The sequence below is a fragment of the Ramlibacter sp. genome (genome assembly GCF_028291745.1).
Classification (GTDB): domain Bacteria; phylum Pseudomonadota; class Gammaproteobacteria; order Burkholderiales; family Burkholderiaceae_C; genus Ramlibacter.
In genome coordinates this window covers 71,952-85,817 of sequence record NZ_JAQGNQ010000083.1, presented here as the reverse complement: position 1 = coordinate 85,817, position 13,866 = coordinate 71,952, and the positions used below count along the sequence as shown (strand labels likewise).

Here is a 13,866-nt window from a genome sequence, read left to right as displayed (position 1 = left end):
CACGTCACGGTTGTGACCTGCCTGGCCCGCTGCGGAACCTGCCGGCGACCCAGCCGGGGAGAATCCTGCGCATCATTCGCTTGTCCTGCCCGAGGCCTGCAATCCCGCGCGCCCGCATCACCCCCGCACCGATCATGTCCGCATCGCGCTCGCCCGATATCGTCGTCATCGAGGACGATTCGATCATGCGGGAAGCGATGACCGAGTGGCTGCAAGCCGCGGGCTATGGCGTGCGCGCCGCAGTCGACGGCAGTGCCGGGCTCGAAGCCGTGAGATTCGCCGCGCCCGCGCTGGTCGTCACCGACATGCACATGCCGCGAACGGATGGCTGGGGGGTCATTGCGGAAATGCGGCATGGGTACCCGGGGGTTCCCGTCGTCGCGGTATCGGGCCAGTTCAGCGGCGTCGACATGGTCGCGACCTTGGCGCTGGGCGCTTCGCGCGTGCTGGTCAAGCCTTTCAAGCGCACCGAACTGCTGCTGGCCGTCGCCGACCTCTTGCGCGGGTAGCGCAGGCGCATTGCGCACGGCGTTTCAGCCGTGACCGCTGCAAGGCGGGCCGACACGCTGGCGTGGTGAAGGGCGGCCAATCTGGGAAGCATCGAAGACTTACCGGATTCAGGAGACCGCCATGCCAGCCTGCCCCACCCCGTTCGCCGGATCTTCCACCAGCCGCGTGCCGGTTCCCGGCAGCGACGCAAGCGGTTTCCAGTTGCGCTTTCGCTCGCTGTTTCGCGAAGGCCGGGGCTACAGCTTCCCATGCGACGCGACGGGCAAGGTCGACCTGGACCGGCTGAGCGAGCGCGCACGACTCAACTACCTGTTCGCCCGCGCGATGGTCGGGCGGGATCTTCACATGGCCGAATTCGTTGCCGGCGAACCGCATGGAAGCGGAGCCGGCGATGAGGGTCCCTGGGACCGCCCGGCAAGGCGGCATTAGCCAGAACGCAATTGCCGCGGCCATTGCAATGGAGACCTCGAAGTACTGGCCGGTCGCGATCGGCTTCTTCGGTCTCGGCACGGCTTACCTCGTCTCGCGAGGCGAGGCGCTGTTCCGATTCCCGGCCCCCAGCCTCCCCAGCCTCCCCAACCCAAGCACCGGAAGAACCATGAACACCTTCATCACCAGGGACGGCACCGAGATCCACTACAAGGACTGGGGCAGCGGCCAGCCGGTCGTCTTCAGCCACGCGTGGCCCCTGAGCGCGGACGCCTTCGAGGAGCAGATGTTCTACCTGGCCTCGCGCGGCTATCGCTGCATCGCGCACGACCGGCGCGGCTACGGGCGTTCCGGCCAGTCCTGGCAGGGAAACGACATGGACACCTACGCCGACGACCTTGCCGAACTCGTGCTGAAGCTGGGGCTCAGGGATGCCGTCCACGTCGGCCATTCCATTGGAGGCGGCGAGGTGGCCCGCTACATTGCGCGGCACGGCAGCCAGCGGGTGGCGAAAGTCGCGCTGATTGCCTCCGCGACGCCCTTGATGCTGCGGACCGCGGCCAACCCGCAAGGCTTGCCGGGCGCCATGTTCGAGCAGCTGCGCGCCAGCGTCCGGGCGGACCGCTCGCAGTTCTTCGAGGACCTCAGCCTGCCCTACTACGGCTACAACCGCGCGGGCGCCAAGGTGTCCGCGGGCGTGCGCAAATCGTTCTGGCTGCAGGCCATGACCGCCGGCTTCCCCGCGGTCTACTTCGGCATCAAGGCCTTTTCCGAAACGGACCAGACCGAGGACCTGAAGAGACTGGACATTCCGACGCTCATCCTGCACGGCGACGACGACCAGATGGTGCCGCTGGAGAACTCCGGCCGGCAACAGGCACGGCTGGTGGCGCACGCGACCCTCAAGGTCTACCAGGGCGGCTCGCACGGCCTGGTCACCACCCACAGGGACGCCGTCAACGAGGACCTGCTCGCGTTCATCATGGAGTAGGAGCCTGGCTGCCGGCGTGGGCTTCCAGGCTGCGCACCAGGCCGTCGATGCCGGAGCTTTCCATGACCTGCGCGAACTGGTCCTGGCATACCGGCGGGCCCTGGGCCATCGCGGCTTCGTCGGCGGCCGCCATCAGCCGATCACCAGCGAATCCGGCCCTGTGAAGCGGTGATGAGGAATCACGAGGTTGGTCGGCGCGGGCACGTTCCTGACCACGCGGCCGGCCAGGTCGAACACCGAGCCGTGGCAGGCGCAGACGTAGCCGTCGGGCGCGCGCAGTTGCGCGGTGAGCGCCGCGTCGCCCAGGCGCAGCGCCGGCGAGCAGCCCAGGTGGGTGCAGATGCCGACGCAGACGAACAGGTCCGGCCGCAACGAACGCGTGGCATTGACGCAGCCAGCCGGCTGCTGCGACCGCGCGGAAAGCGGATCGGCGAGGTCGGAGTTGGTCTGGCGCAGCACCGCCACCTCCGCCGGCGTCCGCCGCATGATCCACACGGGCTGTCCGCGCCAGGGCACGGTGCGCATTTGACCCGGATTCAGCTGCGAGAAGTCGACGTCCACCGGAGCCGCCGCGGCCAAGGCTGCGGCCGACGGTTGGAGGCTGGCAACGAAGGGCATCGCGGCGGTCACGAGGCCTGCCCCGCCGACCACGGCGGTGGCGATCAGCAGGGCGCGCTTGTCCCGGTCGGGCGCCGGCGGCGGGGCGGTCGGTGGCGGAGTATCCATGCCGCATGGTCCGCCCGCCTCATGCGCGCCTGATTGCGGCACGCCGCCGCGACGTTGCTTCCGTCATGGCGCGCCTCACCGGGGATGGAACATCGCGATGGCGATCGCCAGGGTCACGATGCTGAACGCCGTGCTGGCGAACACCATGGAGCCGACGTCCGTCGCTTCCAGCCGGTGGTCCAGGGCGAGCAGGATGCCGAAGAAGCCTGACGGCACGGCCGCCAGCAGGATGGCCATGTTGCCGACCGTGGGCGGGACCGCAAAGAGGTGAACGATCGCCGCGACCGCCAGCGGGCGGATCACATCCCCCGCGACGGTCGCGCCCATGATGCGCCGGTTCAGGCGGGGCGCCTGCGCGGAGAGGACCAGTCCGGTCAGGAACAGGGCCACGCCGCCCGACGCCTTTCCGATCAGATCGAGCGATGCGGAAGCGGCGCCACCCAGGTGCAGGCCCGACAAGGACAGCAGCACCCCCAGTGCAGGAGCCAGCACGATGGGGTTCAGCAGCGCGCGTCTCATCGACCGCAGGACCCGCCCGGCCCGGCTGCGTGCATCGGCCGGCGCCCCGTCGACGGACAGCTCGAGCTGCAGCAAGGCAACCGGGGTCACCAGGATCGAGCCGGCCGCCAGGGTGATCGCGACGGGAACGGCCCCGGCCGGCCCGACGATCGCGGACATCAGCGGCAGCCCCACGCCCGCCATGTTCGGAAAGCAAACCGTCAGGGCCTGGACCGCGGCTTCGGCTTTCGATGCGCTCGTCAGCCGGCGTTGCAGGCCGTACCAGGCCAGGTACACCGCCAGCATGACGCAGCCCTCGATCGCGAAGAGCGAGCCCTGCCGCAGCATCTCGCCGCGGGGAGCGGAGCCGAGGGCGGTGAACATGGCGGCGGGCACCGCGAATTTCATGACCACGGCATTGAGCGAGCCCACCTGCCGGTTGTCGATCGCGCCGGTGCGCCCGGCGACCAACCCCAGTGCCATGACGAAGAACACCGGCGCGAGCGCCAGCAGGATGACATGCGTCATCGCAGCGTCAGTGGTATCCAGCCGCGGGATCGACCTTGCCCTTGAACACGGCATAGATCGTGATGGTGTAGAGAAGGATCAGGGGCAGCACAAAGGCGCCCGCGCCCCAGAAGAAGAACCGCAGGCTGCTCTCGGGCGCCGCAGCCTCCTCGATGGTGATGGAGAACGGCACCATGTACGGCAGGAACGAGGCGGCAAGGGTGGCGAAGGCGGCGATGAAGGTGGTCACCGCCGCGGCGAATGGCCAGGCGTCGCGCCGCCGGCGCATGCCGGCCAGCATGACGGCGCCGGCCAGCAGCCCGATGGCGGGGAACACGGCCAGCCACGGCCGGTCGACCCAGCGATGCATCACCTGCAGGTCCACGCGCAAGGCGTACCAGAAGGCGCAGGCGAGAAAGGCGAGTGCGCCGACGAGCAGACCGGGCAGGAGCCGGTAGCACCGCTCGCGGAATTCCCCGCGGCATTTGAGCACCAGCCAGGTCGCGCCCAGCAGCGTGTAGCCGAAACACAGCCCGACGCCGCACAGGAGCGCGAACGGCGACAGCCAGCCCAGCGTGCCGGCGCCGGCGTAGCGGCCGTCGGCGCCGACCGGCAGCCCATGGACCAGCGCGCCGACGGTGACGCCCTGGACGAATGCGGCCACGAACGACCCGCCGGCGAAGCCCAGGTCCCAGACCCGGCGCATGCGCGGGCCCGCGTTGTGGCGGAACTCGAAGGCGACCCCGCGCAGGATGAGCGCGCCCAGCATCAGGCACAGCGGCAGGTAGAAGGCCGACAGCAGCAGCGCATAGACGGCCGGGAAGGCGGCGAACAGGGTCGTGCCCGCGAGCACCAGCCAGGTTTCGTTGCCATCCCAGGTCGGCGCGATCGTCGCCTGCATCATGCGGCGCTCCCCCTCGTCGCGCGCGAAGCCGAACAGGATGCCCACGCCCAGGTCGAATCCGTCCAGCACGACATAGAGCAGCAGGGACAGCGCCAGGGCCGCGGCCCAGAAGTTGGCGAGCGTCATGACCCTTCCCCCTCCAGCAGCGCCAGCGGCCGGCGCGGGTTGTGCAGTCCGACCGGCGCCGGGGCCGGCAGCGGCCCGCGCCGGAGCATCGCGTAGATGTAGGCCGCGCCGCCGGCGAAGATCAACACGTAAATGCCGCCGAACATCAGCAGCGTGAGCGTGACGTCCTGCGGCGTCAGGAAGGGCGTGACGGCGTCCGCCGTGCGCATCGCCCCGTACACCACCCAGGGTTGCCGGCCCACTTCGGCGGTGAACCAGCCCGCCAGGGTGGCGACCCAGCCGATCGGAAAGCACAGGAAGGTGGCCCACAGCAGGCCCCTCTGCGCCTCGAGCCGGCCACGCAGGGCCAGCCACGTGCCCCGCCAGGCCAGCGCCAGCATGAGGATCCCCAGGCCCACCATGATCCGGAAGGTGAAGAACGGGATCAGCACGGGCGGCCAGTCCGCGCGCGGAATGCTGTTGAGACCGGTCTCGGCCGCGGCAGGATCGTCCGAGTCGATCAGGCTGCCCAGGGGCGCGGGCAGCGTGAGGGCATAAAGGTTGCGCCGGTTCTCGACATCGGGCCAGGCCAGCAGAACCTCGGAGGCGGGTTGCTCGTTGTCCCAGCGCGCCTCGATCGCCGCCATCTTCGCCGGTTGGTACTTGTCGACATATTCGCCGCAGAGGTGGCCGAACAGCAACTGCACCGGCACCAGCACCGCGGCGAGGCCCAGGCCCATGTGCAGCATGACGCGCGCTTGCGCGCGCTGCCGTCCGCCCAGCAGGTACCAGGCTCCCATGGCGGCGACGAAGAAGGCCGAGGTCACGTAGGACGCGAGCAGCATGTGCGGGAAGCGCACCCAGACCACCGGGCTGAAGAGGATGTCCACCCAGCTGTCAGGCACGAAGATGCCGTCCCCTCCCATGTGGCTGCCGATCGGCGCCTGCATCCAGCTGTTGTTGACCATGATCCAGAAGGCCGACAGCGAGGTCCCGAGCATCACCATGGCGCAGGCCACGAGATAGAACCAGCGCGGCACGCGCTTGCGCCCGAACAGCAGCACGCCGAAGAAGGCCGCCTCGAGCGCGAACGCGGTGAAGCTTTCATAGGCAAGCAGCGGCCCCTGGATCGGGCCGGTGCGGCGCGACAGCTCGCTCCAGTTGGTGCCGAACTCGAAGCCCAGGACGACCCCCGTCACCACCCCCAGCCCGAAGGCGACCGCGAAGATGCGCAGCCAGAAATCGAACAGCCGGCGGTAGACGCGCCGCGCGGTCCTGAGGTACAGGAATTCCAGCAGGCAAAGCCACGCAGCCAGACCGACCGTGAACGTCGGAAAGATGATGTGGAAGGAAACGGTGAAGGCGAACTGCACGCGCGAGAGCAGCAGCGCAAGGAACTCGGGCGTCATGGCGATACGCCCGCAGCGGTCTCGGCGAATGGTTCGGCAACAGCGTGCATGAGTTCCTTCCTGGTCCGGACCGGGCCTGCGTTCGTGGCAGTGATTCGGCCGCGGCCAGGTCACGTGCCTGCGTCAGCCTTTCCCGAGCTCATTGCAGCTGTGATGTCATTGCGCGGCTACGTTCCGGTCCACTGACTCGCCCTGCGGCTCTCCAGGGGATTCTTCCGCGCTTCAAGGGCGAGTTCCGGGATCCTGCTCGAGGTCGCGGACCGCGTCCGAGATCTCCCCTGCCATGCGCCAGATGGCGCGGCTGTGCGCGGCCGCGAGCGCCGCGAAATCGCCACCGCGCGCAGTCTCGCGCACGCTCGAATAGCCAGGCCGCCGGCGCCAGCATCGCGCAGAACGCCACCAGGATCGCGGTGGCCGGGTTGCCCAGGCCCGGCCTGACCCACAGGGCGGCAGCGCTTCCCGCGATGGTCGCGGTGTTGCCGATGCCGAGGGCCGTCAGCCGGATCAGGGGCTCGGTATTGGCGATCCAGAACGCGAACGCCGCCGCGATCGACGTGGCGAGCGGTATCTCGAAGGAGCCGGGCCCGGCAATCGGCAGCGCGCCGGCGCAACGGGAGCAGCGCGCCTTCTCCCCGGCGCGCAGCAGCACCTGCGCGTGCAGGAGATCGCAGTCGGGGCAGGCGACGGGCCGCATCGCCGTCAGGCGCGGTACACGCGGTCGCGCGCGGTCGCGTGCGGGATGCCATTGCCGACGCCGGTTGGCGCCGATGCGATGACGGGAAGTTTCATGGGTAGTCCTTTCTGCCTGGCCGCCACGAAGGCGGATTTGGAGCGACGGCGATTCCACCCGCGTTACAGCGCGTCGACGCCGCGTTACGAATGAGACCGCGCACTGCGCCTCGCGTCACATGCCGGGACCACGGGGAGCGCGAAATCGCGGCCCGGGCCCCACCGGCCGTTGCATGGAGAGAACCGACATGTCCCTGAAAACGGCCCTCATCGCCAACGCCGCGAGCAACTGACGATGCGCAATCCGACGCTCTCGCGCCGCGCCTTGCTGCAGGCGGGCGGTTCCCTGGTGGTGACGTTCTCCCTGGCCCCCATGCTGGAGCGGTCCGCGCTCGCCGCCGGTGCGACTGCCAAGCCGCTCGCGCCCGGCGAGGTGGACAGTTTCCTGGCGATCGGCGCCGACGGCACGGTCACCTGCTACTCCGGCAAGGTGGACCTCGGCACCGGCGTGGCGACCGCGTTGCGCCAGATCGTTGCGGACGAACTGGCGGTGGGGCTGGACCGGATAGCCCTCATCACAGGCGACACGCTGCTCACCCCGGACCAGGGCGTGACCTCGGGAAGTTTCTCGATCGAGAACGGGGGCATGCAGATTCGCCAGGCTTGCGCCACCGCGCGCGCGGCCCTGGTGAGCGAGGCGGCGAGATCCTGGAAAGTGGCCGCCAGCGAGCTGTCCGCCGCCGACGGAATGGTTCGCGCGAACACCGGGTCGCGCAGCGTGTCGTACGCGCAGCTCGTGGGCGGCAAGCGCTTCTCCCTGGCGCTGGACCCCAAGGCGCCGCTGCTGGCTCCCTCGCGTTATCGCTTCGTCGGCAAGCCGGTCCCGCGCGTGGACATCCCGGGCAAGGTCACCGGCGAGTTCACCTTCATGCAGGACTTCCGGGTGCCCGGAATGCTGCATGCGCGCGTCGTCCGGCCCGCTGCCATTGGCGCCCGCTTGCTGGCGGTCGACGAGCGCTCCGTGAACGCCATTCCCGATCTGGTGAAAGTCGTGCGCCAAGGCAACTTCCTGGCCGTCGTCGCGCGCAGCGAGTGGGGCGCCGTCAAGGGTGCGAAGCTGCTCAGGGCGACCTGGTCCGAATGGTCGGACTTGCCCGACCAGTCGCGGCTCTGGGAGCACGTCCGGGCCACCAAGGTCGTCAGGGACGACGTCACCAGCAACGTCGGGCACGCCGAACAGGTGCTCCCGCAAGCGGCTACGCACGCCAGCGCCACCTACGACTTCGCGATCCACACCCATGGCTCCATCGGCCCGTCGTGCGCCGTGGCCGACTTCCGCGACGGGAAACTGACCTCCTGGTCGGCGAGCCAGGCCACGCACAACCTGCGCAAGCAGCTGGCCGCCATGTTCTCGCTGCCGCTCGCGGACGTCCGTGCGATCTATGTCGAGGGCGCCGGCTGCTACGGGCGCAACGGCCACGAGGATGCCGCCGCCGATGCCGCCCTCCTCGCGCGCGCCCTGGGCAAGCCGGTGCGCGTGCAGTGGATGCGCGCCGACGAACATGGCTGGGACCCGAAAGGTCCGCCGACCCTGATCGACATGCAGGCGGGGCTCGACGCCCGGGGCAACGTGATGGCCTGGCATTCGCAGTTCCACATCCCGCAGGGCGTCGCCGGCCCCGTCGCCCTCGTCGCGGCCGATCTCGCCGGGCTGCCCCACGAGATGAACATCAGCCCCGGCAACATCCTCAACGACACCGGCGTTCCCTACGTCTTCCCCAATGTGCTGACCGTTGCCCACCGCCTGGCCGACACGCCGCTGCGGCCGTCGTGGATCCGCAGCCCGGGGCGCATGCAGAACACATTCGCCAACGAGGCGTTCATGGACGAACTGGCGATCGCCGCGAAGGCCGACCCCTTCGAGTTCCGGACGCGCCACCTGCGCGACCCGCGCGGCGAGGCAGTCCTGAAGCGCCTGCAGGCGCTCGCCAGGTGGCAGGGCCGCGGCACGCCGGAGCGCACCGGCCCGGGCATCGCCACGGGCCGCGGGGTCGCCTACGTGAAGTACGAGCTGGTGCGAACCTACGTCGGCATCGTCGCGACGGTCGAAGTGGACCGCCGGACCGGTGCGATCCGAGTCAGCCACTGCGCGGTGGTGCAGGACTGCGGGCAGGTCATCAACCCCGACGGCACCCGGAACCAGATCGAGGGCAACGTGCTGCAGACCGTGAGCCGCACGCTGCTGGAGCAGGTGAAGTTCAACCGTTCGCGCGTCACGACCCTCGACTGGGTGAGCTACCCGATCCTGACCTTCCCGCAAATCCCGGCCGTGGACATCGAGCTGATCGACCGGCCGACCGAAAAGCCGTGGGGCGTCGGCGAGTGCGCGGCCGCGGTCGTGCCCGCGGCGATCTCGAACGCGGTGTTCGACGCCGTCGGCGTGCGCCTGCGTTCGGTGCCCTTCCTGCCGGACAAGGTGCTCGCGGCCTTGAAAGGCGCATGAGCGACCGGGCAATGAGGCCGGGCAACGGCCTGGCGTCGATACCGGGAACTACTACCACCCCCGGCAGCGCGATATCAAGAAGGGCGGGATAGTGACATGACTCGCATTTGGCTGCTCGTGGCGATGGCACTCCTGCTGGCGGCGACGCAGTCGCGCGCCGCCGACCCGCCGCCCGGGTTCTACACATCGGGGCAGGCCCAGCAGGGCCGCGCGCTTTACGGCGCGAACTGCGCCGCCTGCCATGGCGCCTCGCTGCAGGGCGGCGCAGGCCCCGCGCTGAGCGGCGAGAACTTCCGCGGCACCTGGGGAACGCGGACGCTGGCCAATCTCGTCGCCTTCGAGCACACCCAGATGCCGCCGGGCAAGCCCGGTTCGGTGCCTGAGCAGGACGACCTCGCCATCACCGCGTTCATCCTGCAGATGAACGGCGCGCCGGCAGGCACCACGGCGTTGGCGGCCCGGTCCCCGCTGCTGGGGCGGCGGGTCGCCGATGCCCTGGCACCCCAGGGCAGCGCGCCCATCGGTGCAGCGGCGCCCGCGCCGCCGCCGGCCGCGCCCCCGCCCGTACTGACCGCTTCCTCCAGGCTGCCGGCGCAGGCGGAGCTGGATGGCGCGGATGCCGATCCGCGCAACTGGCTGATGTACAACAAGGGCTACCGGGGCGAGCGGTACTCGCGGCTCGAGCAGATCAACGCCGCCAACGCCCGCCGGCTGGCGCCCGTGTGCGCCTACCAGCTTGGCGTGGTGGGGCCCTTCCAGGCGAGTCCCGTGGTCTACGACGGGCTCCTCTACATCACCACGGCCACCAGCACCCACGCCATCGACGCCGCGACCTGCCGCAGGAAATGGGTGCACAACTGGGTTCCGACCGGCCCCGACACCACGAGTGTCAACCGCGGCGTGGCCGTGGGGTCCGGGCGCGTGGTCCGCGGGACCCAGGACGGGCACGTGTTCGCCCTCGACGCCAAGACCGGCAAGATGCTCTGGAGCCGGCAGGCGGGCGACCCCAGCCTCGCGCAGTTCTTCGCGGCGCCACCGATCATCTGGAAGGACATCGTCATCATCGGGCGGGCCGGCGGCGACTGGGGCGCGGTCGGCAAGGTGATGGCGTTTCGCCTCGACAGCGGCGCGCCGGTGTGGACCTTCAACACCATTCCGACCGGAACCGAGAAGGGCGCGGACAGCTGGACGCGGCCGCGGTCGACCGAGACCGGCGGCGCCGCGATCTGGACCGTCGCCGCGCTGGAGCCCGAATCGGGCCTGCTGTACGTGCCGGTGGGAAACCCGGGACCCGATTTCGCCGGCGACTACCGGCCGGGCGACAATCTCTTCAGCGACTGCGTGGTCGTGCTCGACGCCGCCACTGGCGCCCTCAAGTGGTGGTACCAGCTCAACCCGCACGACGTGCACGACTGGGACACCACCGGCGTGATCCTGTTCGACCGCTCCGATGGCCGCAAGCTGCTCGGCGCCGTGGGCAAGGAGGGCGTGCTCCACGTCGTCGATCGCGAGCGGCAGACCCTTCTCTACAAGGCCGTGCTCTCGCCGCGCGAGAACGCCGACCTGGCGCCGACGCCGCAAGGCATCCACGTGTGCCCCGGCACGCATGGCGGCATGCTGTGGAACGGCCCCGCCTACAGTCCCCGCACCGGCCTGCTGTACCTCAACACCTCCGACTGGTGCGTCACGCTGATCAGCGGCGACGCCGAGGTCCGCTATGTGGCGGGCGAGCTGTTCAGCGGACTCAAGAACGGCCTGGGCACTTTCGACCCGGTCGAGAAGGCGAAGAGCCTGATCCTTGCCATCGACCCGTACACGGGCAGGACCGTATGGCGGCGCGACCGCGACGGGCCCGGCATTGCGGCCGTCACGGCCACGGCCGGCGGGCTCGTCTTCACCGGCGACCAGAACGGCGCCTTCCTCGCGCTGGACGCGCGGACCGGAAGCATCCTGTACGAGTTCGCGACGGGTGGTGCGGTCGGCGGCGGCATCGCGACGTACGAGGCGGGCGGCCGGCAATACGTGGCGGTGGCCTCGGGCAATGGCTCGAGGATCAACTGGCCGGTCGCCGGGTCGGCCACCGTGCTGGTCTTCGGATTGCCGCGATGACACCGGCCTGGATGCCAGCGCTCCTGCTCGGCGCGACGGCCGTTGCGGCTGCGCCCGCGGCCGCCGTGGAACTGCCGCTGTCGCCCGAGGGCCGGCTGGCTGCCGTCGAAGCGGGGCGCCGGATGGCGGGCGCCGAGGGCGGCTATCCGGTTCGCGACTACGTTCTGTTCGAGACGGACGACGCGCTCGCCATGCAGCCCGGGGAGGGCGAGATCTACGCCGTGACGCTGCGGACTCCGTTCGAGCGGGCCCGCTGGACCAGCTACACGCGCGCGCGGCAGGGAGGACCGGCCACGGAGGCGGTCGACCCGCAGCCGGCCGAGACGGTGGATGTCGTTGTCTACGTGCGAAGCACCGAATCGCGCGGCCATGACGTTCTCGACCGGCTTGGCCTGCCGGTCTTCACGCTGGCCTCCCGCGGTCGGCTCGAGCCCCTGGCGGTCGAGCGGAGCCGGCCTTTCCGCGGCAGCCAGATGGTCGTGCGCGCCGGCGGCCAGGCCAGGCCGGCGGAGCGCTGGTTCGGGACCATCGCCTGGCGTTTCCAGCTGGCCGCGGGCGACGCCGGGCCGCTGTCCTTCGAAATCGTGGACGGCACCGGCCGCACGTACCGGTTGCAGGCGGACCTGGCGCACTTCCGTTGATCGCATGCGACGTTCGAGACCATCATGACCAAGCCCACATTGCGTAGCCTCACCTGGCCGGCGGCCGTCGTTGTCGCGGTTCTATTCGCATCCTGGAGTTTCGGGACGGCGCCCGACCCGCACCGGACCCAGGTGCAGCGGGGCGAATACCTCGCCCGGGCCGGCGACTGCAGCTCCTGCCACACCGCCCCGGGCGGAGCGCCCTACGCCGGCGGCGTGCGGCTCAACACGCCGTTCGGCTACATGCTGGCGTCCAACATCACACCCGACCCGGACACCGGCATCGGACGGTGGTCATTCGACGACCTCTACCGGGCCATGCACCACGGCGTGAACAAGGACGGCCAGGACATGTACCCGGCGATGCCCTACGACTTCTACAGCAAGGTCACGCGCGAGGATGTCGGCGCCATCTTCGCGTACCTGCTGACGCTGCAACCCGTGCGCAACGAGGTGGACGTCAATCACCTGGACTTCCCCTTCAACCTGCGTTCGACGATGGCTGTATGGCGCGAACTCTATTTCAAGGCGGGCGAGTTCAGGCCGGACCCGGCCAGGCCCCCTTCCTGGAATCGCGGTGCCTACCTGGTCGAAGGCCTGGGCCACTGCAGCGCCTGCCATTCGCCGCGCAATGTTCTCGGCGGGATCGAGAAGAGCAGGAGCCTCACCGGCGCGGCGGTCGACGGCTGGTTCGCGCCCGACCTCAGGACGGACATCGCGACCGGACTCGGCACGTGGACCGTGGATGAAATCGCGGCCTACCTCAAGACCGGCGCGGTCGAGGGCAGGACCACGGCCTTCGGGCCCATGGCCGAGGTGGTGCGGAACAGTCTTGCCTACCTGACGGACTCCGATGTCCGGGCCATGGCCGAATACCTGAAGGCGATCCCGCCGGATTCCGCGCTGCGCACCGGCCGGCCGCTGCCGACCCCTGCGCGCACCAAGGGGGCCGCGCTCTACATGGGGTACTGCAGCGGGTGCCACCAGGCCACGGGGGCCGGCATTGTCGGCGTGTTCTCGCCGCTGGCCGGCAATGCCGCCGTCACCGCACCCGATCCGGGGAACCTGCTGCAGGCCGTGCTGCAGGGGCTTCCGGCCGAATTCAGGCACGGCGCGATGCCCGCCTTCGCCAGCCAGCTGAACGACCAGCAGATCGCGGACATCGCCAACTACGTGCGCGGCAGCTGGGGCAACACCGCGCCGCCGAACGCAAGCGCCGCGACGGTCGCCAGGCTGCGCCAGCCAGCGCGGTGATCCAGCCCGGCCCGGCATCAGGCCGGATCCGCGCCGGCGTCCGCCCTGGCGGCGGCCAGGTCGAGGGGGCCGCTACAACCGTGACCTTAGTCACACGAACTGACATCGGCGGCCAGCCAGCCGCCGCCAATCTGGCGGGCGTCGAATTCCGATGCAAGCACAGGGAGGAAATCCATGCGGCACCTGCCGAAACACATCCCGCCTCTGCTCCTGTGCTGCTGTGCCGTGATGTTTCCCGCCGTCGCGAGCGCTCAAGCCGGGCAAGCCAGGGAGGACGAGAAGGCGTCCGCGCCGCTGCCGGGCGCAGGCAACGAAGCCGGGGTCCCGGCCGACACCACCCGCAACCGGCGGGAACAGGAGCGCCTGACCGCGAAGTACCGGCAGATGCACGGCGCCATGCGCCGCCCGGGCATCGCGTTCCACGTGAGCCTGCCCGCGGCGGAGGGGAACGTTCCGCACCAACGGGAGCGATTGCAATGAGCGCGGCTTTGAAGTGCAGCGCCCTGCACTTCTCACGTGGGCAGCCGTGGGCCTTCCGCTGGGATGGGGTG

The 13,866-nt window shown here is 70.0% G+C and carries 14 protein-coding genes; 8 read left to right on the top strand and 6 right to left on the bottom strand.

What is annotated here, in order from left to right:
* Positions 1-134: 134 nt before the first annotated feature.
* From JWP60_RS15225 to JWP60_RS15215, 3 genes are all read left to right on the top strand, one after another.
* Entirely contained in the window at positions 135-509 is a 375-nt protein-coding gene (locus JWP60_RS15225) for a response regulator (RefSeq protein WP_299792944.1), read from the top strand.
* Positions 510-630: 121 nt separating this feature from the next.
* Complete coding sequence (locus JWP60_RS15220; protein WP_299792941.1) at positions 631-939, top strand: hypothetical protein; 309 nt, start codon at positions 631-633, stop codon at positions 937-939.
* A 169-nt stretch (positions 940-1,108) separates the two neighbouring features.
* The gene (locus JWP60_RS15215) at positions 1,109-1,930 is read left to right on the top strand and encodes an alpha/beta hydrolase (protein ID WP_299792938.1); all 822 of its coding nucleotides are present in this window, start codon (positions 1,109-1,111) and stop codon (positions 1,928-1,930) included.
* Here JWP60_RS15215 and JWP60_RS15210 read toward each other — a convergent pair.
* The 6 genes from JWP60_RS15210 to JWP60_RS15185 all read right to left on the bottom strand — a co-directional run bounded on the left by JWP60_RS15210 (position 1,920) and on the right by JWP60_RS15185 (position 6,773).
* A complete protein-coding gene (locus JWP60_RS15210) occupies positions 1,920-2,063 on the bottom strand; it encodes a hypothetical protein (protein WP_299792935.1) in 144 nt (47 codons plus the stop codon). The two genes, JWP60_RS15215 and JWP60_RS15210, sit on opposite strands and share 11 nt — an antisense overlap.
* Positions 2,063-2,656, bottom strand: a complete 594-nt coding sequence (petA, locus tag JWP60_RS15205) for a ubiquinol-cytochrome c reductase iron-sulfur subunit (protein ID WP_299792932.1) — start codon at positions 2,654-2,656, stop codon at positions 2,063-2,065. The genes JWP60_RS15210 and petA overlap by 1 nt, the downstream gene beginning before the upstream one ends.
* A 75-nt stretch (positions 2,657-2,731) precedes the next feature.
* Positions 2,732-3,682, bottom strand: coding sequence for an AEC family transporter (locus JWP60_RS15200; protein ID WP_299792930.1), 951 nt, complete (start codon positions 3,680-3,682; stop codon positions 2,732-2,734).
* A gap of 7 nt (positions 3,683-3,689) precedes the next feature.
* Positions 3,690-4,691, bottom strand: coding sequence for a cytochrome d ubiquinol oxidase subunit II (gene cydB, locus JWP60_RS15195; protein ID WP_299792927.1), 1,002 nt, complete (start codon positions 4,689-4,691; stop codon positions 3,690-3,692).
* The gene (locus JWP60_RS15190; RefSeq protein WP_299792924.1) at positions 4,688-6,079 is read right to left on the bottom strand and encodes a cytochrome ubiquinol oxidase subunit I; all 1,392 of its coding nucleotides are present in this window, start codon (positions 6,077-6,079) and stop codon (positions 4,688-4,690) included. The genes cydB and JWP60_RS15190 overlap by 4 nt, the downstream gene beginning before the upstream one ends.
* A 139-nt stretch (positions 6,080-6,218) precedes the next feature.
* On the bottom strand, positions 6,219-6,773 hold the full coding sequence (locus JWP60_RS15185) for a paraquat-inducible protein A (RefSeq protein ID WP_299792922.1): 555 nt from the start codon (positions 6,771-6,773) through the stop codon (positions 6,219-6,221).
* Positions 6,774-7,103: 330 nt separating this feature from the next.
* On the opposite strand from JWP60_RS15185, the gene JWP60_RS15180 reads away from it, so the two are divergent.
* The 5 genes from JWP60_RS15180 (at position 7,104) to JWP60_RS15160 (ending at position 13,795) form a co-directional block, all read left to right on the top strand.
* Complete coding sequence (locus tag JWP60_RS15180; protein ID WP_299792919.1) at positions 7,104-9,311, top strand: molybdopterin cofactor-binding domain-containing protein; 2,208 nt, start codon at positions 7,104-7,106, stop codon at positions 9,309-9,311.
* 96 nt (positions 9,312-9,407) lie between these two features.
* Positions 9,408-11,420 (top strand): PQQ-binding-like beta-propeller repeat protein, encoded by a 2,013-nt coding sequence (locus JWP60_RS15175; RefSeq protein ID WP_299792918.1) that lies wholly within the window; start codon positions 9,408-9,410, stop codon positions 11,418-11,420.
* An 11-nt stretch (positions 11,421-11,431) separates the two neighbouring features.
* The gene (locus tag JWP60_RS15170) at positions 11,432-12,061 is read left to right on the top strand and encodes a hypothetical protein (RefSeq protein ID WP_299792916.1); all 630 of its coding nucleotides are present in this window, start codon (positions 11,432-11,434) and stop codon (positions 12,059-12,061) included.
* A 24-nt stretch (positions 12,062-12,085) separates the two neighbouring features.
* Positions 12,086-13,315 (top strand): cytochrome c, encoded by a 1,230-nt coding sequence (locus tag JWP60_RS15165; RefSeq protein WP_299792914.1) that lies wholly within the window; start codon positions 12,086-12,088, stop codon positions 13,313-13,315.
* A 174-nt stretch (positions 13,316-13,489) separates the two neighbouring features.
* Positions 13,490-13,795, top strand: a complete 306-nt coding sequence (locus JWP60_RS15160; protein WP_299792912.1) for a hypothetical protein — start codon at positions 13,490-13,492, stop codon at positions 13,793-13,795.
* Positions 13,796-13,866: the final 71 nt, after the last annotated feature.

Coding starts and splice junctions, on each gene's coding strand:
- JWP60_RS15165 (WP_299792914.1), top strand. CDS start 12,086: ATGACCAAGCCCACATTGCGTAGCCTCACCTGGCCGGCGGCCGTCGTT.
- JWP60_RS15180 (WP_299792919.1), top strand. CDS start 7,104: ATGCGCAATCCGACGCTCTCGCGCCGCGCCTTGCTGCAGGCGGGCGGT.
- JWP60_RS15215 (WP_299792938.1), top strand. CDS start 1,109: ATGAACACCTTCATCACCAGGGACGGCACCGAGATCCACTACAAGGAC.
- JWP60_RS15170 (WP_299792916.1), top strand. CDS start 11,432: ATGCCAGCGCTCCTGCTCGGCGCGACGGCCGTTGCGGCTGCGCCCGCG.
- JWP60_RS15175 (WP_299792918.1), top strand. CDS start 9,408: ATGACTCGCATTTGGCTGCTCGTGGCGATGGCACTCCTGCTGGCGGCG.
- JWP60_RS15210 (WP_299792935.1), bottom strand. CDS start 2,063: ATGGCGGCCGCCGACGAAGCCGCGATGGCCCAGGGCCCGCCGGTATGC.
- JWP60_RS15185 (WP_299792922.1), bottom strand. CDS start 6,773: ATGCGGCCCGTCGCCTGCCCCGACTGCGATCTCCTGCACGCGCAGGTG.
- JWP60_RS15225 (WP_299792944.1), top strand. CDS start 135: ATGTCCGCATCGCGCTCGCCCGATATCGTCGTCATCGAGGACGATTCG.
- cydB (WP_299792927.1), bottom strand. CDS start 4,691: ATGACGCTCGCCAACTTCTGGGCCGCGGCCCTGGCGCTGTCCCTGCTG.
- JWP60_RS15190 (WP_299792924.1), bottom strand. CDS start 6,079: ATGACGCCCGAGTTCCTTGCGCTGCTGCTCTCGCGCGTGCAGTTCGCC.
- JWP60_RS15220 (WP_299792941.1), top strand. CDS start 631: ATGCCAGCCTGCCCCACCCCGTTCGCCGGATCTTCCACCAGCCGCGTG.
- JWP60_RS15160 (WP_299792912.1), top strand. CDS start 13,490: ATGCGGCACCTGCCGAAACACATCCCGCCTCTGCTCCTGTGCTGCTGT.
- JWP60_RS15200 (WP_299792930.1), bottom strand. CDS start 3,682: ATGACGCATGTCATCCTGCTGGCGCTCGCGCCGGTGTTCTTCGTCATG.
- petA (WP_299792932.1), bottom strand. CDS start 2,656: ATGGATACTCCGCCACCGACCGCCCCGCCGCCGGCGCCCGACCGGGAC.